This window comes from Micromonospora sp. WMMB235, assembly GCF_001855515.1.
Lineage (GTDB): Bacteria > Actinomycetota > Actinomycetes > Mycobacteriales > Micromonosporaceae > Micromonospora > Micromonospora aurantiaca.
The window spans coordinates 353,265-371,431 of record NZ_MDRX01000001.1 but is presented as its reverse complement, the minus strand read 5'-3'; the positions used below and the strand labels follow the sequence as shown (position 1 = coordinate 371,431).

General features: G+C 74.3%; 16 protein-coding genes. 11 read left to right on the top strand and 5 right to left on the bottom strand.

What is annotated here, in order from left to right; genetic code table 11:
- Window positions 1-202: 202 nt before the first annotated feature.
- Genes BFV98_RS01360 through BFV98_RS01310 form a run of 11 tightly spaced genes read left to right on the top strand, consistent with a single transcriptional unit; the run spans window position 203 to window position 11,934 of the window.
- The gene (locus tag BFV98_RS01360) at window positions 203-1,357 is read left to right on the top strand and encodes an acyl-CoA dehydrogenase family protein (protein WP_071094514.1); all 1,155 of its coding nucleotides are present in this window, start codon (window positions 203-205) and stop codon (window positions 1,355-1,357) included.
- Complete coding sequence (locus BFV98_RS01355; RefSeq protein WP_013286921.1) at window positions 1,354-2,187, top strand: cyclase family protein; 834 nt, start codon at window positions 1,354-1,356, stop codon at window positions 2,185-2,187. Before BFV98_RS01360 ends, BFV98_RS01355 begins: the two co-directional genes overlap by 4 nt.
- A complete protein-coding gene (locus BFV98_RS01350; RefSeq protein WP_071094511.1) occupies window positions 2,184-2,822 on the top strand; it encodes a TetR/AcrR family transcriptional regulator in 639 nt (212 codons plus the stop codon). The genes BFV98_RS01355 and BFV98_RS01350 overlap by 4 nt, the downstream gene beginning before the upstream one ends.
- Window positions 2,819-4,153 (top strand): phenylacetate--CoA ligase family protein, encoded by a 1,335-nt coding sequence (locus BFV98_RS01345; RefSeq protein WP_071094509.1) that lies wholly within the window; start codon window positions 2,819-2,821, stop codon window positions 4,151-4,153. The genes BFV98_RS01350 and BFV98_RS01345 overlap by 4 nt, the downstream gene beginning before the upstream one ends.
- Window positions 4,153-5,319: a thiolase family protein gene (locus tag BFV98_RS01340; protein ID WP_071094507.1), complete on the top strand. Its 1,167-nt coding sequence runs from the start codon at window positions 4,153-4,155 to the stop codon at window positions 5,317-5,319. Before BFV98_RS01345 ends, BFV98_RS01340 begins: the two co-directional genes overlap by 1 nt.
- A complete protein-coding gene (locus BFV98_RS01335; RefSeq protein ID WP_071094505.1) occupies window positions 5,316-6,719 on the top strand; it encodes a 3-hydroxyacyl-CoA dehydrogenase NAD-binding domain-containing protein in 1,404 nt (467 codons plus the stop codon). Before BFV98_RS01340 ends, BFV98_RS01335 begins: the two co-directional genes overlap by 4 nt.
- Window positions 6,716-7,561, top strand: coding sequence for an SDR family oxidoreductase (locus tag BFV98_RS01330; RefSeq protein WP_071094504.1), 846 nt, complete (start codon window positions 6,716-6,718; stop codon window positions 7,559-7,561). Before BFV98_RS01335 ends, BFV98_RS01330 begins: the two co-directional genes overlap by 4 nt.
- Entirely contained in the window at window positions 7,558-8,352 is a 795-nt protein-coding gene (locus BFV98_RS01325) for a CoA transferase subunit A (RefSeq protein WP_071094502.1), read from the top strand. Before BFV98_RS01330 ends, BFV98_RS01325 begins: the two co-directional genes overlap by 4 nt.
- Window positions 8,349-9,077, top strand: coding sequence for a co-chaperone HscB (locus tag BFV98_RS01320; protein WP_071094500.1), 729 nt, complete (start codon window positions 8,349-8,351; stop codon window positions 9,075-9,077). Before BFV98_RS01325 ends, BFV98_RS01320 begins: the two co-directional genes overlap by 4 nt.
- Window positions 9,074-11,188 carry an acyl-CoA dehydrogenase family protein gene (locus tag BFV98_RS01315; RefSeq protein ID WP_071094498.1) on the top strand — a complete coding sequence of 705 codons (2,115 nt, stop codon included), beginning with the start codon at window positions 9,074-9,076 and terminating at the stop codon, window positions 11,186-11,188. Before BFV98_RS01320 ends, BFV98_RS01315 begins: the two co-directional genes overlap by 4 nt.
- A complete protein-coding gene (locus tag BFV98_RS01310) occupies window positions 11,185-11,934 on the top strand; it encodes an enoyl-CoA hydratase (RefSeq protein ID WP_071094496.1) in 750 nt (249 codons plus the stop codon). The genes BFV98_RS01315 and BFV98_RS01310 overlap by 4 nt, the downstream gene beginning before the upstream one ends.
- A gap of 70 nt (window positions 11,935-12,004) precedes the next feature.
- Here BFV98_RS01310 and BFV98_RS01305 read toward each other — a convergent pair whose 3' ends face one another.
- From BFV98_RS01305 to BFV98_RS01285, 5 genes are all read right to left on the bottom strand, one after another.
- Entirely contained in the window at window positions 12,005-12,904 is a 900-nt protein-coding gene (locus tag BFV98_RS01305) for an ROK family protein (RefSeq protein ID WP_013286931.1), read from the bottom strand.
- 95 nt (window positions 12,905-12,999) lie between these two features.
- On the bottom strand, window positions 13,000-14,454 hold the full coding sequence (locus tag BFV98_RS01300) for an argininosuccinate lyase (RefSeq protein ID WP_030268353.1): 1,455 nt from the start codon (window positions 14,452-14,454) through the stop codon (window positions 13,000-13,002).
- 41 nt (window positions 14,455-14,495) lie between these two features.
- Entirely contained in the window at window positions 14,496-15,317 is an 822-nt protein-coding gene (locus tag BFV98_RS01295; RefSeq protein WP_013476377.1) for a creatininase family protein, read from the bottom strand.
- A complete protein-coding gene (locus BFV98_RS01290; protein ID WP_013476376.1) occupies window positions 15,305-17,053 on the bottom strand; it encodes an iron ABC transporter permease in 1,749 nt (582 codons plus the stop codon). Before BFV98_RS01290 ends, BFV98_RS01295 begins: the two co-directional genes overlap by 13 nt.
- On the bottom strand, window positions 17,050-18,123 hold the full coding sequence (locus tag BFV98_RS01285; RefSeq protein ID WP_030268352.1) for an ABC transporter ATP-binding protein: 1,074 nt from the start codon (window positions 18,121-18,123) through the stop codon (window positions 17,050-17,052). Before BFV98_RS01285 ends, BFV98_RS01290 begins: the two co-directional genes overlap by 4 nt.
- Window positions 18,124-18,167 lie beyond the last annotated feature (44 nt).

Sequence of the window (18,167 nt, the reverse complement as noted above, 5' to 3'; positions counted from 1 at the left end):
GTCGTCCGCACCAGGCGAACATACTCTTCGGTATGTCGTCAAGATCTTCGCGGACGGCTTGGCAAACGTACGACACAAGGGAAAACAGCATCCGGGAAGCGCTTGACACACTTCGAGCGCACCGCCTAGACATCTCGACATACGCAACGGTATGGCGTGCGGCGCAACGACCGGCCCGCGCCGGAGAACCGGGAGGCACCACGTGTCCGTGATCTGGGAGCCACGCCTGGACGACGAGGGCCGCCACTGGCGCGACCTCGCCCGGGACGTGGCGGCGCGCCACTTCGCGCCGCTGGCCGAGGAACTCGACAGGGAGCAGCGCTACCCGTGGGAGAGCGTGCGGGTGCTCGTCGAGGAAGGGCTGGCCGGGCTGCTCGTGGAACGCGAGCACGGCGGGCGGGGCGCGTCGTTCGTGACCGCCTGCGCGGTCATCGAGGAGGTCTCCCGCGCCTGCCCGTCGACCGGCGCGATCCTCACCGCATACGCGCTCGGCGCCACCCCGCTGGTGCTGGCCGGCACCCCCGAGCAGCGCGAGCGCTACCTGGGTGGCCTGGCCCGGGGCGAGGCGATCAGCTTCGCGCTGACCGAGGAGGGCGCCGGCAGCGACGCCGCCCGGATCCGCACCACAGCCGGGCGCGAGGGCGCGGGCTGGCGGCTGCGCGGCGAGAAGATCTACATCGGAAACGGCGGCGCGTCGCGCTACTACGTGGTCTTCGCGCTCACCGACCCGCAGGCCGGCACCCGCGGCATCACCGCGTTCCTGGTGGACAAGGACGCCGACGGCGTGGTCATCGACCGGTACGAGGACAAGATGGGCATCCGCGGGACGCTCACCAGCAACCTCAAGCTGGACACCTGGGTGCCCGACGGCGACGTGCTCGGCGACCTCAACCGGGGCATGCGGCTGGCCATGCAGACGCTGTCCGCCGGGCGGATCAGCGTCGCCGCCCAGTCGCTCGGCGTCGCCCTGGCCGGCTTCGACGTCGCGTCGCGGGAGGCGGCCCGGCGGGAGACGTTCGGCCGGCCGATCATCGACAACCAGGGCATCTCGTTCCCGCTGGCGGACGTCGCCACCGGCATCACCGCCGCCCGGATGATCACCTTCGAGGCCGCCCGCACCCATCAGGAGGGCGGCGACGTCGGCATCCTCGGCGCGATGGCCAAGCTGTACGCCAGCGAGGTCGCGCACCGGGCGGTCGACACGGCCGTGCAGGTGTTCGGCGGCGACGGCTTCTGCAAGCCCTGCCCCGCCGAGCGGCTCTACCGGGACCAGCGGATCCTGGAGATCTACGAGGGCACCTCGGAGATCCAGCGGCTGGTGCTGGGCCGGGCGATCAAGGCGTCGGTGGCGGCATGAGCGCGTCCTGGCGGCTGAACGTCGACTGGCCCGCGTCCGGCCCGACCCGGGTGTTCGACCTGGCGCAGCAGATGTACACCGGCATCCCGCACCACCCGAACCACCCGCCGTACAGCTTCACGCTGACCAAGCGGCACGGCGAGATCATGTACCCGGACGGCGTCTCCGCCGCCGCCGAGATGATCACCACGGGCGGGCACGTGGGCACCCACGTCGACGGGCTCGCCCACGTCTCCCGGCTCGGCAAGGTGTACGGCGGGGTGGACGTGACCGCGAGCCAGTCGTACGCCGGCGGGGTGCCGGACGTGTCGGTGCACGAGCTGCCGCCGATGCTGGCGCCCGGTCACCTGGTGGACGCGACAGTCGCGCTCGGCCGGCCGCTGACACCCGCCGACGGCGTCGGCGCGGAGCTGTTCGAGCGCTGGTTCGCCGACCGGCCCCGCCCCCGCCCCGGCGCCGTGGTGCTGGTGCGTACCGGCTGGGACGAGAAGTGGACGGACAACGCCGCGTACCTCGGTGTCGCCACCGGCGCACCCGGCGTGGACGTCAGCGGCGCGCGCTGGCTCACCGACCACGGCGTGGTGGCTGCCGGCGCGGACACCATCGCGTTCGAGCACATGCCCAGCCCCGCGCTGGCGGTGCACTGCCACCTGCTCGTCGACCACGGCGTGCCGATCATGGAGGCGATGAACCTCGCGCCGCTGGCCGCCGAGGAGGTCTGGGACTTCTTCTTCATCGCCGCCCCGCTGTCCATCCGGGGCGGCACCGGGTCACCGATCCGCCCGCTCGCCGTCGTACCCGACACCACCGCACCGGAGACCACCGCATGACCGCCGACGACGAGACCACCGCGCGCCCGCCCGCCCCCGGCCGGCGGGACATCCTGGAGGCCGCAGCCACCGCGTTCACCCGCAACGGGTACGCGGCCACCACCATCGACGACATCGCCCGCGAGATGGGCGCCACGAAGGGCCGGGTCTACCACTACTACCGGGCCAAGGCGGACGTCTTCCTGGACATCGTCACCACCGGCATGCAGGAGCTGATCGACGGGATCGAGCCGATCGCCGGCAACGGCGGCCTCGACCCGGCCACCCGGCTCTGGCGGATGGCGCACCACCACGCCGGGCTGATGATGACCCGCAACTCGTTCCAGCGGGTGGCGATGCGCGCGGTCGAGATGCGCCGTCTCGGCGAGGCCCCGGCCCAGCAGCAGGCGCTGGAGACCGTGATCGCCATGCGCGACCGGTACGAGCAGATCTTCGCCGACGTCATCGACGAGGGCCGGAAGGCCGGGGTGTTCCGCGAGGTGGACAGCCGGCTGGCCACCAAACCGCTGCTCGGCGCGCTGAACTGGATCAGCCTCTGGTACGACCCGCAGCGCGGCGACTACAACACCCGTCAGCGGCTCGCCGACGAGTACGCCGACTTCATCGTCGGCGGGCTGCGCCGGAGCCCGCGATGACCGGGCCGTTCTCCGAGCGCCACTGGCACGAGGCCGAGACGTGGCCGCGCGAGCGGCTGGCCGCGTACCAGCTCACCCGCCTGAAGGCGCAACTGTCCTACGTGTACGCCGCCAGCGACTTCTACCGCACCCGGTGGGACGCGCTCGGCTTCCACCCGGGCGACGTCCGGGAACTGGCCGACCTGCGCCGCCTGCCGCTGGTCGGCAAGGCCGACTACGTGGCCGACCTGGCCGCCCACCCGCCGTGGGGCAGCGCCGTCGCCGCGCCGGTCGCAAACCGCCGCCGCGTGCACTTCTCCTCCGGCACCACCTCGAACCCGACCCCGGTGCTGTGGACCGCGCACGACCTGGACCGCTGGGCCGACCTGTACGCGCGGGCCGCGTACAGCCAGGGCGTGCGGGACACCGACGTGTACCAGTGCCTGTTCAGCTACGCCTGGTTCGTCGGCGGGCTCGGCGCGACAGCCGGCTACCAGCGCATCGGCGTGACGCTGCTGCCCGCCGGGTCCGGCGACACCCAGCGTCAGATCGACACGATCTTCCGGTACGGCACCACAGCCGTCGGCGGGACGCCGTCGTTCATGCTGCACCTGGCCGAGACCGCGGAACGCGCCGGCACGCCGCTGCGCGACTCGCCGGTGCGGCGGATCCAGGTCGGCGGCGAACCCGGCGCCGGGGTGCCGGCCACCCGCGCGCACATCGAGCAGCGCTGGGGCGCCAAGTGCTTCGACGGGTACGGCAGCCTGGAGTTCCAGCCGATCGCCTGGGAGTGCGAGGAACAGGCCGGCGGCCACCTGGCCGAGGACTTCGCGTACGCCGAGGTGCTCGACCCGTACACCCACGAGCCGGTGCCCGACGGCGCACCCGGCCTGCTGGTGCTCACCCACCTGGACAAGCGGGCGAGCCCGCTGGTGCGGTGGGCCACCGGCGACGTGGTGGTCCGCGACAGCACCGCCTGCCCGTGCGGGCGCACGCTCGCCCGGCTGCCGGGCGGCGTCGTCGGCCGGGCCGACGACATGCTCGTGGTACGCGGGGTGAACCTGTTCCCCTCCGCCGTCGAGCAGGTCGTCCGGGCCACGCCCGGCACCTGCGGCGAATACCTCATCGTCCTCGACGAGGACGTCGCCGACCCGGCGACCGGCTACCTCACCGGCATCAAGCTGCGCGTCGAGGTGACCGGCGACGACCAGCGGGTGGCCCGCGAGCTGGCGCACGCCGTGCGCGCCGAGCTGACGGTGCGCGCGGTGGTGGAGACCGTCCCCGAGGGCACGCTGCCGCGCAGCACCCACAAGAGCAAGCGCGTCGTACGCGCCGACCGGAAGGTTCCGTGATGGACAGGCAAGCGTTCCTGGTCGGCGCCGTGCGTACCCCGCACGGCCGGTACGGCGGCGCGCTGCGCGACGTGCGGGTGGTGCGCCTGGGCGGGCTGGCCGGCGCCGCCGCGCTGGCGCGGGCCGGGGTGCCCGCCGAGGCGGTGGACGAGACGGTGGTCGCCAACTGCCGTCAGGCGGGCAACGGCCCGAACCCGGGACGGCAGATCTCGCTGGCGGCGGGCGTGCCGGTGCCGACGCCCGCGCAGACCATCAACATGGCCTGCGCCTCCGGGCTCAAGGCGGTGCAGCTCGCGCACCGGTCGGTGCGGTCCGGCGAGGCCGACGTGGCACTGGCGGTGGCCGCGGAGAGCATGAGCACGATGCCGTACCTGGCGCCGTACACGCTGCGCTGGGACGGCGTGCGCCGCGGCGACGTCCTGCTCCAGGACGGCTGGCGCGACGGCGGCACCGACCCGATCTGCGGCATGAGCATGGGCGAGACCGCGGAGAAGGTCGCCCGCGAGTTCGGCGTGTCCCGCGCCGACCAGGACGCCTGGTCGGCGCGCAGCCACCAGCGGCTGGCCCGGGCCTGGGAGTCCGGCGCGATGGCGCAGGAGGTCCTGCCGCTGGACGAGCTGGACCGCGACGAGACGGTACGCCCCGACACCACACCGGAACGGCTCGCCCGGCTGCGCCCGTCGTTCACCGACGGCGGCACGGTCACCGCGGGCAACGCCAGCCAGATGGCCGACGGCGCCGCCGCGGTCGTGGTGGCCGGCGGCGAGGCGGTACGGCGGTACGGGCTGACCCCGCTGGGCCGGATCGTCGGGTTCGCGGCCGTCGGCGTGGACCCGACGATGATGGGCGTCGGACCGGCCGAGGCCATTCCGCTGGCCCTGCACCGGGCCGGGCTGACCGTCGCCGACGTGGACCTGTTCGAGATCAACGAGGCGTTCGGCGCGCAGATCGTGCAGAACGTGCGCGCGCTGGGCCTGGACGAGGAGCGGGTGAACGTCAACGGCGGCGGGATCGCCCTCGGCCACCCGACCGGACAGAGCGGCGCCCGGCTGATCGTCTCGCTGCTGCACGAGCTGGCCCGCCGCGACGGCCGGTACGGCGTGGCGAGCCTGTGCGTCGGCGGCGGACAGGGCATCGCCGCCGTGATCGAGCGGGTGACCCGGTGATCGCCGTCGTGGTCGGCCTCGGGCCGATGGGCCGGGGCATCGCGCAGGTCCTCGCCGGGGCGGGGCACACCGTCCGGGTCGTCGACGCCACCGCCGAGCTGGGCCGCGCCGGCCTGGAGCGGATCCGCGCCGACGGCGCGACCGGGGACCTCGGCGCCGCCGCCGACGTCGAGACCGCGCTCGCCGGCGCGGACGTGCTGATCGAGGCGATCGTGGAGGACATGGCCGCCAAGCGCGACCTGCTCGCCCGGGTCGCCGCCGCCGGCGGGCCGGACCTGCTCGTCGCCTCCAACACCTCGTCGCTGAGCGTCAACGAGATGGGCCGCGCGTTCGGCGCCCCGGAACGCCTGCTCGGGCTGCACTTCTTCAACCCACCCACCCGGATGCGCCTGGTGGAGGTGATCGTCGGCGCGGCCACCGGCGAGGCGACGGTGCGGCGGGCGCTGGCGCTCGTGGAGTCGCTCGGCAAGACCGCTGTGGTGTGCCGGGACTCGCCGAACTTCATCGTCAACCGGGTCTGCCGGCCGCTGTACTACGAGGCGCAGCTCCTCCTCGCGCAGGGCGTCGAGGCGGCGGTGGTGGACGCGGTCGCCCGGGGCGCGCTCGGGCACCCGATGGGTCCGCTGCAACTGCTCGACTTCACCGGGCTGCACACGCACCTGGCCTCGTCGGAGACCGCGCTGCGCGAGTTCGGCGACCCCCGCTACCGGCCCATCCCCCAGGTGCGTGGCCTGGTCCGGGCCGGCCTGACCGGCAAGGCCGCCGGCCGCGGCTTCTACGACTACGCCGTCGAGCCGCCGCGCGACGCCAACGCCCGGGTGGTCCGGCGGCCCGGGGCGCCGAACGGTCCGGCGGCCCGCGTGGTGAGCCTCGGCGCGCCGACCCCGCAGCGGGAGGCGGAGCTGGCCCGGCTGGCGGCCCGGCAGAACGTGGTGCTGGACAGCTCCGACGCCGGCTGGGCCGAGGTGCTGCCCGCCGACGTCGGCTGGATCCGGCTGCACCGGCGCGCCGACGACGCCGTGTTCGCCGAGGTGGTCGAGGACCCGGTCGCGGGCGTCGCCGTCCCCGGCTTCGTCGACCGGCTGCTGGACCACCTCGGCGCGTCGTCGGTGCGGGTGCCGGCGCTGCCCGGCCTGGTCGGCGACCGGCTCGCCCACTGCCTGGTGAACGAGGCGGCCACTGTGGTCGAGGAGGGCACCGCCACCGCCGACGACGTGGACGTGGCATTGCGCCTGGCGATGAACCATCCGCGCGGCCCGTTCGAGACGCTGCGGGCCGCCGGGGCGGGGACCGTGTACGAGGCCCTGCGGTCGATGGCCGACGCGTTCGGCGACCCCCGCTACCGGCCGGCGCAACTGCTGCGGCGGCAGGCGATCGGTGAGGCGAGGGCCGCCCGGTGACGCCGGGGGACGACACCGGCGTGGCCGTGCTGCGCGCGGGTGTGCTCGCCGGGCGGCACGCGGTGGTCACCGGCGCCGGCAGCGGCATCGGCCGGGCGGTCGCGATACGCCTGGCCGAGCTGGGCGCCCACGTCACCGGGCTGGGCCGGCACGCCGACACGCTCGCCGCCACCGGCGAGGCGATCACCGGCGAGGCGATCACCGGCGAGGCGGCCACCGGGGGCGGCCGCTACACGTACGCGGTCTGCGACGTCCGCGACCACGACCGCGCCGCCGCCACCCTCGCCGAGGCAGGCGACGCGCACGGCATCGACCTGCTGGTGAACAACGCCGGCGGGCAGTTCTTCGCCCCGGCCACGCGGATCTCTGCGGGCGGCTGGGCCGCAGTCGTCGACCTGAACCTCACAAGTGTCTTCCACCTCACCACCGCCGCGTACCCGTACCTGCGGCGCACCCGCGGCGCGGTGGTGAACATGTCGCTGTCAGGGGTGGAACGCGGCGGGCAGGGCATGGCGCACGCCGTCGCGGCCCGCGCCGGCGTGCTCGGGCTGACCCGCACGCTGGCCCTGGAGTGGGCCGCCGACGGTATCCGGCTCAACTGCCTCGGACCGGGCACGGTGCTCACCGCCGCGCTCGACGCCGAGGCCGACCGGCACGTGCGGGACAACCTGGTGGACCGGGCCACGCCGCTGCGCCGCCCGACCCGCGCCGAGGAGGTCGCCGAGCTGGTGGCGTTCCTGGCCGGCCCGGCCGCCGCCATGATGACCGGCCAGCTCATCCAGCTCGACGGCGGCGCACACCTGGGACCGGGGCTGCACATGCTGGCGGAGGCGTACCGGTGAGCCGCGCCCTCGCCGACGTCGTGGCCGAGCACGTACGCCCCGGCCGACGGGTCTACCTGGGCAACTTCGGCGCGCAACTGTTCGCCGTGGGCCACGAGATGATCCGGCAGCGGATCCGGGACGTGGACGTGGTGATCGCCTCCGGCGGGCTGCTGATGGACCAGTTGCTCGGCGCCGGGGTGCTGCGCTCGGCCACGTACGGCCACTGCTGGAGCCCGGTCGGCCCGGCGCCCGCCTGGAACTTCCGGCGCGCCGCTCAGGACGGCGACACCCGGGTCGCGCTGCACGAGCTGAGCCTCGGGCTGCTCACCGCAGCGCTCACCGCGGGCGCCTGGCGGGTGCCGTTCATGCCGGTGCCGGACCTGCCCGGCACCGGCTACCTGGACGAGGACTGGAGCCGGGGGCGGCTGTCCTCGGTCGACTCGGCGTTCGGGCCGGCCCGGGTGGTCCGCGCCGAGCGGCCCGACGTGGCGTTCGTCCACGTGGACCTGGCCGACGCCGACGGCAACGGGGTGATCCGCGGCCCGCTCGGTGAGGTGCTCGTGGCCGCCCAGGCGGCCCGGCGCACCGTGCTCGTCGCCGAGCAGGTCACCGACGCCGAGACGGTACGCGCCGCCGGGATCAGCATTCCCGGGCTGCTCGTCGACGCGGTGGTCGAGTCCCCCGGCGCGGTGCACCCCGACGGCGCGGTCGGCCGGTACCCGCGTGACGTCGAGGCGTACCAGCGGTATGCCCGCCGCTCGGCCACCGCCGACGGCTTCCGGCGGTGGCTGGCCGAGGAGGTGCTGTGACCACAGCGGACTTCCTGGTCCGGGCGGCGCGGGAGTTCCGGCGCGGCGGCTGGGTGTTCACCGGCTTCCACTGGCCGGTGCTCGCCGGCCAGTGCGCGTACGCGCTGCCCGGCGAACCGTTCAGCCAGGTCTTCGAGGCCGGCGCCAGCACGCACCGGCCCGGCGCGGACGTGCCGACCAGCACCACCGACTACCCGGCGTACGCCGGCGGGTTCGGCTGGCTGGGCGGCACCGCCGACGTGCTCCTGGCGATGGGCCACCGGTTCGACCGGGTGGTGCTCGACGCCGGCAACGTCGACCTGCGCGGCCGGATCAACTCGTCGTACCTGGGCCCCCGGGAGCGGCCCACGGTGCGGCTGCCCGGCGGCGGGGGTGCCGCCGACATCGCGGCGGCGGCACGGGAACTGGTGCTGCTGCACGGCGCACGGGATCCACGCCGGATCGTGTGCGCGGTCGAGCACGTGACGGCCGCGCCCGCCCCGGACGCGCTGGTGCGGCTGCACACCCGGTGGGGCGTGGTGCGGCTCGGCGCCGATCCGCGGCTGGAGGAGGTCACCGCGGACGGCGAGGTGCTGCGTGCCCACCTGGCCGCGCTCGGCGTACCCGTCGACGGCGCGGCGCCCCGGCCGCCGGTCACCGCGGCCGAACGCGCCGCGGCCGTGGGCGTGCTGCGGCGGGCCGCCGTACGGGGCTACTCAGTGGCGAAGGGAACGGACAGAGGATGACTGACGACGATCTCGGTGAGCTGCGCCGGCAGGTACGGAAGCTGGTCGGTGAGTGGCGCGACGGCGACCGGTTCCGGCCGGTGTGCGACGCGTGGCTGCGCTCGTACGACACGGAGTTCAGCCGCGCGCTGGCGGACCGGGGCTGGATCGGCCTGACCTGGCCGCGCGAGTACGGCGGGCAGGCCCGCTCGAACCGGGCCCGGCTGGTGGTCACCGAGGAACTGTTGCGCGCCGGGGCGCCGGTGGCCGCGCACTGGATCGCGGACCGGCAGATCGGCCCGGCCGTCCTGCGGTACGGCTCCCCCGCGCTGCGCGAGCGGTACCTGCCGGCGATCGCCGCCGGGGAGGTGACGTTCTGCCTCGGCATGAGCGAGACCGAGTCCGGCAGCGACCTCGCCTCGGTGCGCACCACCGCCCGCCCGGACGGCGACGGCTGGCGGCTCACCGGCGGCAAGATCTGGACCAGTCACGCCCACCGGTCCACGCACGCGTACGTGCTGTGCCGCACCGGCACCGGCGGCGACCGGCACGAGGGCCTGACCGAGCTGATCGTGGGCATGTCCGCGCCCGGCGTGACCGTCCGGCCGATCGTCGACCTGCGCGGCGAGCACCACTTCAACGAGGTCGTCTTCGACGACGTGCGGGTGTCCGGCGACCACGTTCTGGGCACCGCCGGCAACGGCTGGACGCAGGTCACCGAGCAGTTGTCCTTCGAGCGCGGCGGGATGGAGCGGGTGCTCAGCACGTACCCGCTGCTGGCCGCCACCGTCGACGCGTGCGCCGCGCGGCGGGACGCGGACGCCGCGCTGGGCGAGGCGCTGGCCCGGCTGGCCGGGCTGCGCGGCCTGGCCTGGCGCATCGCCGGTGAGCTGGACGCCGGGCAGGCCCCGGTGCACGCCGCGGCGGTGCTGAAGGACCTGGGCACCGAGTTCGAGGCCGACGTCAACGAGATCGCGCGTACCGTGCTCGACGTCGAGCCTGACCCCGACGGCGACGGACCGGCCGGGCTGCTCGCCCAGGGGCTACTGGCCGCGCCGGGTTTCTCGATCCGCGGCGGCACCACCGAGGTGCTGCGCACCATCATCGCCAAGGGCGCCGCCCAAGCGCCCCGGCGCGGCGGCGACGAGCTGCGGGAGCTGACCGACGACGTGCTCGGCGGTCACGGCGGCGACCCGGACGGCCTGCCCACGCTCTGGTCCACAGTGCACGGGCTGGGCTGGACCGGGGTGTCGGTGCCGGAGGACGCGGGCGGCTCGGGCGGCACGCTCGCCGACCTGGCCGCGCTCGTGCGCGGGCTGGGTCGCCACGGTGTCTCCCTGCCGCTGGCCGGGACCGTGCTGGCCGCCCGGCAGCTCGCCGCCGCCGGTCGCGGCCTGCCCGAGGGCGTCGCCACCGTGGTCGCCGGCGACGGGCTCGCGGTGGCCGGCGGGCGGCTGCGCGGCACGGCTGCCCGCGTGCCGTGGGCCGCCGCCGCGCGGACACTGCTGGTGTACGCGGGCGACGAGGCGTTCGTGGTGCCCGCCGACCACCCCGGCGTGCGGGTCACGCCCGGCCGCAACCTGGCCGCCGAGCCGCGCGACGACGTCGTGTTCGACGTGCCGGTCACCGGCGACATGCGGCTCACCGGCGTCGCGCCCGCCGGGGCGGTACGCGCCGAGGCGGCGTTGCTGACCGCCGCCGCGCTCACCGGCGCGCTGGAGACGGCTGTGGAGCACACCCGGCAGCACGTGACGACGCGGGAGCAGTTCGGCCGGCCGCTGCTGGCGTTCCAGGCGGTCGGGCAGACCCTGGCCCGGATGACCGCGCACACGCTGCTCGCCGGCACCGCGCTCGACGCCGCGCTGGCCGGGCCGGACCCGCTGCGGGTCGCCGCCGCGCGGGTGCTCACCGGCCGGGCCGCGACGATCGTGGCGCGCGGCGCGCACCAGCTGCACGGGGCGATGGGCGTCACCCGTGAGCACCCGCTGCACCTGTCCACCCGCAGGCTCTGGTCCTGGCGGGACGAGAACGGCACCCAGCAGTTCTGGGCCGCCACGCTCGGCGCGGCGCTGGTGCCGCGCGGCAGCGCGGGCGTCTGGTCCTGGCTGACCGATCAGGAGGCTGAGTCATGAGCAAAGTGGAACTGCACAACGCGGACGGGCGCTGGACGCTCACGCTGAACGACCCGGACCGGCGCAACGCCATCGACGCGGAGATGCGCGACGCGCTCGGCGACGCGATCGCCGAGGTGGCCGCCGACCGGCACGCCCGCACGCTCGTGGTCACCGGCGCGGGCACGGCGTTCTGCGCGGGCGCCGACCTGCCCGCCATGTTCGGCGAACCAGGCCGCGGCGTCGCGGAGATCCGCGCCGACCTGCACCGCGTCTACGACAGCTTCCTGCGGGTACGGGCGCTGCCGATCCCGACGATCGCCGCGGTGCAGGGACCGGCGGTGGGCGCCGGGCTGAACCTGGCGCTCGCGTGCGACACCCGGATCGTCGGGCCGAAGGCGAAGCTGATCGCCTCGTTCACGAAGCTCGGCCTGCACCCCGGCGGGGGCTGCACCTGGTTCCTCACCCGGGCGCTCGGCCCGGAACGCGCCCTGCAACTGCTGCTCGACGGCGGGAGCGTGGACGGCCCCGAGGCGGTACGCGTCGGGCTCGCCGCGACGCTCGCCGACGACCCGCTGGCGGCCGCGCACGAGCGGGCCGAACGGTGGGCGGCGCTGGACCCGGCGCTGGCCCGGGACATCAAGACGGCGGTGCGCACCGCGGAGACGGCCGGTTTCGCCGCCGCGCTGGAGTTCGAGTCGTGGGCGCAGGCGTCCTCCGCGACCGGGCCGGCGATCCAGGAGGCGGTGGCCGCGTTCCGCAGGTGACCCGTCCGCCGCGGGACCGGGCGGGGCGCCGCTGTGCGCCCCGCCCGGCGGCATCACGCCGCCGCTCCGGTCAGACCACGGCGGGCTGTGCCTCGGTGGCCATGACGAGCGCGCCGAGCAGCGCGGCGTCCTGCGCGAAGTCCGACAGCACGATCTCCGGCGGGTACGGCAGCGTGTGGGTGAGCCGCTCGGTCAGCAGCTCCCGCACCAGGTCGTTGCCGGCGACGCTGCCGACCAGCACGATCCGCTGCGGGTCGAGCAGCAGGCAGCACGTGACCAGCTGGCGGGCCAGTTCGTCGACGCGCAGGCGGAGCTGCTCCCGTACCGGGCCGGGCTGCTCCGCCGCCGCGCACAGGCCGGCGGCCCGGCCGTCCACGCCGAGGCGCTGCGCCAGCTCGTCCAGGGCCCGGCCGGAGAACGTCGCCTCCAGCATCGGTTCCAGGCGGGGCGGCCAGCTGAGGTCGGTCAGTCCGTAGGCGATCTCGCCGGCCGCGCCGTGGCGGCCCGGCAGCACCTCGCCGTTGACCGTCACCGCGGCGGCCACCCCGGTCCCGAGCCCGACGACGAGGCCCGGATCGGCGTCGCGCAGGGCCCCGAGCCGCAGCTCGGCGTAGGCGGCCGCCTTCAGGTCGTTCGTCACCCGCACGTGCGCCAGGTTGAGGTGGGCGCGGACCGCCTCGCCCAGCCGCAACTGCTCCCAGCCGGGCACGTTCGGCGCCAGTTCGATGCCGTCGTCGTGGACGACGCCGGGCGAGGCGATGCCGGCCGCGACGATCGTGCCGCCGGTCTGCTCGGCGAGTTCGCACGCCCGGTCCAGCGCCCGGGTGAGGGCCTGCTGCGCGCCCCGCTCGGCGATCGTGGGCAGGCGCTCGGAGACGAGCAGCCGGCCGTCGGTGTCGCCCACGCCGATCGCCATCTTGGTGCCGCCGAAGTCGATGCCGAGCAGGCGCGGATTTGCCGGTCGTTCCATGGTGATGTCAGATCGCCCTTCGGGCCGTCGGTCCAGATCACGTGGTCGCCGCGACACGACGTCCGCGACCACGGCCAGCTGCGGCTGCCGCCCCGTCACAGGCCTACCCTCGCCGCGACCGCCTCGGCGAGAGCCGCGTCGGCACGGGTCAGCCGCTCGCGCAACGCCTGCGCCCGCTCCTGCACCGCGTCGAGCATTGTAGACAGTCGTCCGACCTGGTCCCGGACGGCCGCCTCGCCGGGACCGTCGGCCTGGGCGCGGCGCAGCACGAGTTCCGGGCGGACCGCGGCGGCCAGCAGGTCCCGTACCGCGGCGTCGTCGAGCGCCAGACCGAGGTCGGCGGCGGTGGACCGGACCAGATCCTCGGTCCAGGTCGCCGGGGCGCCGCCGCGGACCAGCCGGCCGAGCAGCGAGTGGGCGCCGCGGAACGGCACGCCGTGGCGGGCCAGCGCGTCGGCTGCCGCGGTGGTGGTGGCGCCGGAGGCGACGATCTCCTCGCCGGACGGCGGGCGCTGCGGGTCCAGCTTCTCGATCAGGCCACCGAGCAGCGAGAAGAACCGGTACGCCCGGTCGTCGCCGTCCCAGAGCCGGGACTGCACGTCGGTGGTGGCGTTGTTCGAGTCCTCCCACCAGGCGGCGCCGACGTTGTTGAGCACGCTCGCCGCGTCGGCAGCGGCGGCGCCGGCCATCGAGACGAGGTGTTCCAGCACCACCGGGTTGCGCTTCTGCGGCATGATGCTGCTGCCCTGGGTGAACTCGCCGGGCGTGACCACCCAGCCCCAGCTCAGCCAGTCCATCAGGGTGCGGGCCAGCCGGGCGCCGGTGGCGAGCGCCTGCGCGTTGAGCGTGGCGACCCGGACCAGGTGGTCGGCGCCGGCCACCGCCTCGTACGAGTTGACGATGAGCTGGTCGAAGCCGAGCAGGTCGGCCAGCCGGCGGGGCGAGATGTCCAGGTCGGTGCCGGCGAAGGCGCAGGAGCCCAGCGGCGAGCGGTTCATCTCGTCCAGCAGGCCGGCGTACGCGGCGGCCTCGCCGGCGAGCGCCTCGGCGTAGCCGGCGAAGACGTGCCCGATGCTGGTCGGCTGGGCCGGGCGGCGGTGCGTGTAGCCGGTGATCACCACGTCGGCGTGCCGGTCCGCGCGGTCCAGCACGGTACGGCCGGTCGCCAGCAGCGCGTCGAGCACCTGGAGCAGCTGGTCGCGCAGCACCATCCGGAAGACGCCGGCGTCGAGGTCGTTGCGGCTACGCGCGAGCTGCACGCTCAGCTGCGACACCTCGATGCCGGCCGCGGCGGCGAGGCGCTTCTCCAGCGTGTAGTAGACGTCCTCGACGCTGCCGTCGTACTCCAGTTCCTCCGGCCGGTCCGCGGCGAGGGCGACCAGGCCGCGCAGCATCGTCGCGGCGGCGTCGTCGGAGATCAGCCCCTGCTCGGCGAGCATGACGACGTGGGCCTTGCTGGCCGTGACCATCGCCGGGTAGAGGTGGGCGACGTGGTGGTCGAACACGACGCGGAGGTGGTGCTGTTGGTAGACGGTCAGTGACGGGCTCATGGAGGCCTCCCGAGGTGGTGCGTGGTCCTGGGGCGTAACTGTCATCCGGCCGGCTGGTCCGGCCGGTCGGCGCCGGGCGGTCCCGGCAGCGGCGCGGCGAGCCACGCCCCGACCAGCTCGCGCAGGCGGGTGCCGGCGGTGGCGCGGATCCGGCCGCCGGCCTCCTCGCCTGCCAGCGAGACGTGGCCCGACCAGCCCTGCCAGGGGTCGGGGCGCGACTCCACCAGCACGTACGGGTACGGGGTGGGCAGCTTCGGCTTGGGCGGCAGGTCCGGCGCCGCGTCCAGGCGTACCGCGGCCGGGTCGAAGCCGAGCACGGCGGAACTCTCGTACGCGCCGCCGTGCCCCCGGGCGGGCAGCTCACCGAACATCTCGGTGGTCTCGTCCGGGCCGACCAGCTGGAACCAGTTCACCAGCATCATGCTGGCCCGGTGCCGCCCGGACACCCACTCCATCGCCGCGCGGACGGTGGACATGTTGGCGTCGTGCCCGTTGACCACGAGCACCCGGGTGAAGCCCGCCTCGACGATGCCGGCGAGCACGTCGGCGAGGTAGCCGACGGCGATCTCCGGCCGCAGCGCCACAGTGCCCGGCCACGGCCGGGTCTGGCCCGGGCAGGCGGCGTACGGCGTGGCCGGGAACAGCACCGCCCGGGCGGACCCGGTGGCCAGTTCCCCGGCGAAGCCCTCGGCCAGGATCAGGTCGGTACCGATCGGCAGGTGCGGACCGTGCCACTCGACCGCGCCGACCGGCAGCACCGCCAGGTCGGCCGCCTCGGTCACGGCGGCGAACGCGTGCCCGGGTACCCGGGTGACCGGAAGCAGCCCTCCCCCGGTCCGCCACCGCTCGATCAGTTCGTCCACTGCTCGGCCCTCCGGGTCGCGGTGCGGCTGCTCTCCAGCCGTCCGGAGAACCACATCACCACGAAGATGAGCAGCACCTGGAGCATGCCGTAGGCGGCCGCGGTGCCCAGCTCGAAGCTGTACATGCGGTTGTTGATGGCGACCGAGATCGGGACCGTCGACGAGGTGTAGATGAGCACCGAGGCGACGAACTCGCCGACGCCGTGCACGAACGCCAGCAGCGCGCCGGCCAGCACACCGGGCAGCATCAGCCGCACGGTGATCGTGTAGAACGCGCGCAGCCAGGAGGCGCCCAGGTTACGCGCGGCGTCCTCCAGCGACGGGTCGATCAGGGCCAGCGTCGCGGAGCTGGACCGGAACACGATCGGCAGGAACCGCACGAAGTAGGCCAGCGGCAGGATCCAGAACGTGCCGACCAGCACCTGCCCGAAGCTGAACGCGTTGCCGGTGCTGAACGCCGAGATCAGGTTGATCGCCACGACCGTGCCGGGCAGTGCCCAGGCGATCATCACGGCCACGTCGAGCAGGCCGCGCCCGACGAACTTCAGCCGCCGCACCGCGTACGCGATCAGCACGCCGATCACCACACAGCCCACGACCGCGATGAGGCTCATCTGCACCGAGTTGAGGATCGGCTGGAACGCCTTGGGGTCGGTGAAGATGGTGACGAAGTTCTCGAACGTGTACGTCGGCGGCAGCACCTCGGTGGTCCAGGACCGGTCCTCGGAGAACGCGACGAGCGCGATCGCGCCGACCGGGGCGAGCAGGACCAGCGTGGCCAGCACCGAGGCGAGCGGCGCGAGCCAGCGGCCGACCGGGTTGGTGATCTCCCGCCGGACCGCCGAGACGCCCTTGGACTGCGACTGGTAGTTGCGCCGCCCCTCGTACCAGCGCATGCCCAGCAGGAAGATGATCGAGACGATGCCGAGCACGGATGCGTACGCCGAGGCCATCGGCAGGTCGCCGTTGGTGCGGTTGATGTAGATCTGCATCGTCATGGTCTGACTGACGTTGAACAGCAGTGGCGCGGTGTAGGACGCCAGCGACGTCATGAAGACCAGCAGCGACGCCGAGATCAGCGCCGGGGTGAGCATCGGCAGCAGGACGGTGCGCCACACGCGTACCCGGCCCGCGCCGAGGTTGTACGCCGCCTCCTCGACCGACGGGTCCATCCCGGCCAGCGCCGCGGAGGCGGCCAGGAAGAAGAACGGGTACATGGTGAACGTGTGCACCACCAGCACACCGGCGATCCCGTCGAAGGCCAGGACCGGCTTCTCGGTGCCGAGCAGCGCCTGAAGGCCGCGCGGCACGATGCCGATGTTGCTGTAGAGCAGCTGGAAGGACACGGCGCCGATCAGCGGCGGCAGGGCCGCCGGCACCAGGATGAACGCCTCGATGAGCCGCCGGCCGCGGAAGTGGAACCGCTTGAGCAGGAACGCCATCGCCACGCCGACGACGCCGCAGAGCAGCACGCTCGCGGCCGAGATGAACAGCGAGGTGAACAGCGACTCGCGGGCCACCCCGGAGGAGGAGAGGAACTGGAGGTAGTTGTCGGTGCCGTTGGCGCTGACGCTCTCCCGGAAGGTGGCGAACATCGGCTGGACGACGAAGCCCCACAGCACCAGGACCAGCGGCAGCACCAGCAGGTAGGGGAACCATCGGGAGTTCGCCCCGCCGGCCAGGCGCCGGCCGAGGGCCGCCGCCCAGCCGGGGGCGGTCGGGGTCGCAGCGGTCACGGCTTGACCACCCAGAGCCGCTCGGGTGCGAGCCGCAGGCCCACGACGTCGCCGAGCCCGATGCCGGCGGGCGCGTCGACCAGTGCGGCCATCACCTCGTCACCGTCGACGTCGACTGTGACGTGGGTGGCCATGCCGGTGAACTCGACGTGGCTGACCCGGCCGCGCATGGCCGCGGTGTCGTCGTCGCCGCCGAGCGCGATGTGCTCGGGGCGGGCGGAGACCAGTGCGGTGTCACCCTCGGTGAGCCCGTGTCCGGCGGGAGCGCCTACCTCGATCGTGGCGCCGCCGGGCAGGCGTACCTGGACGCGCTGCTCCGCCGCGCCGGTCACCGGCAGGCTCAGCACGTTGCTGCGTCCGATGAACCGGGCCACGAACGCGTTCGCGGGCTGGTAGTAGACCTCGTGCGGGGTGCCGACCTGCTGGACCCGGCCGGACTCCATGACGGCGATCCGGTCCGACATCGCCATCGCCTCGGCCTGGTCGTGCGTGACGTAGATCGAGGTGGTGCCGCTCTCCCGCTGGATCCGCCGGATCTCGGCACGCGTCTCCTCGCGCAGCTTCGCGTCGAGGTTCGACAGCGGTTCGTCGAGCAGCATGGTGCGGGGACGGATCACCAGGGCCCGCGCCAGCGCGACGCGCTGCTGCTGGCCGCCGGAGAGCGCGTCGATGCGCCGGTCGCCGTAGCCGGCGAGGTGCACCTGTTCGAGCGCCTCGGTGACCCGCCGGGCCTGCTCGGCGCGGGAGACCCGGCGGACCTTGAGCCCGTACGCGACGTTCTGCGCCACCGTCATGTGCGGGAACAGCGCGTAGTTCTGGAACACCATGCCGGTGTCCCGCTTGTTCGGCGTCCAGTGGGTGACGTCGTCGTCGCCGAAGTGGATGTGACCGGACGTCGGGAAGTAGAAGCCGGCCACCATGCGCAGCGTCGTCGTCTTGCCGCAGCCGCTCGGCCCGAGCAGCGTGAAGAACTCGCCGGCTCCGATGGTGACGGTGACGTCATCGACCGCCGCGGAGTCGCTCGACTTGGCGAAGCGCTTACTGACCGCCGTCAGTCGGACATCGATCATTTCGTGGGTCCTTCCAGGACGAAGCCGGGCCGTGCCGGAGCACG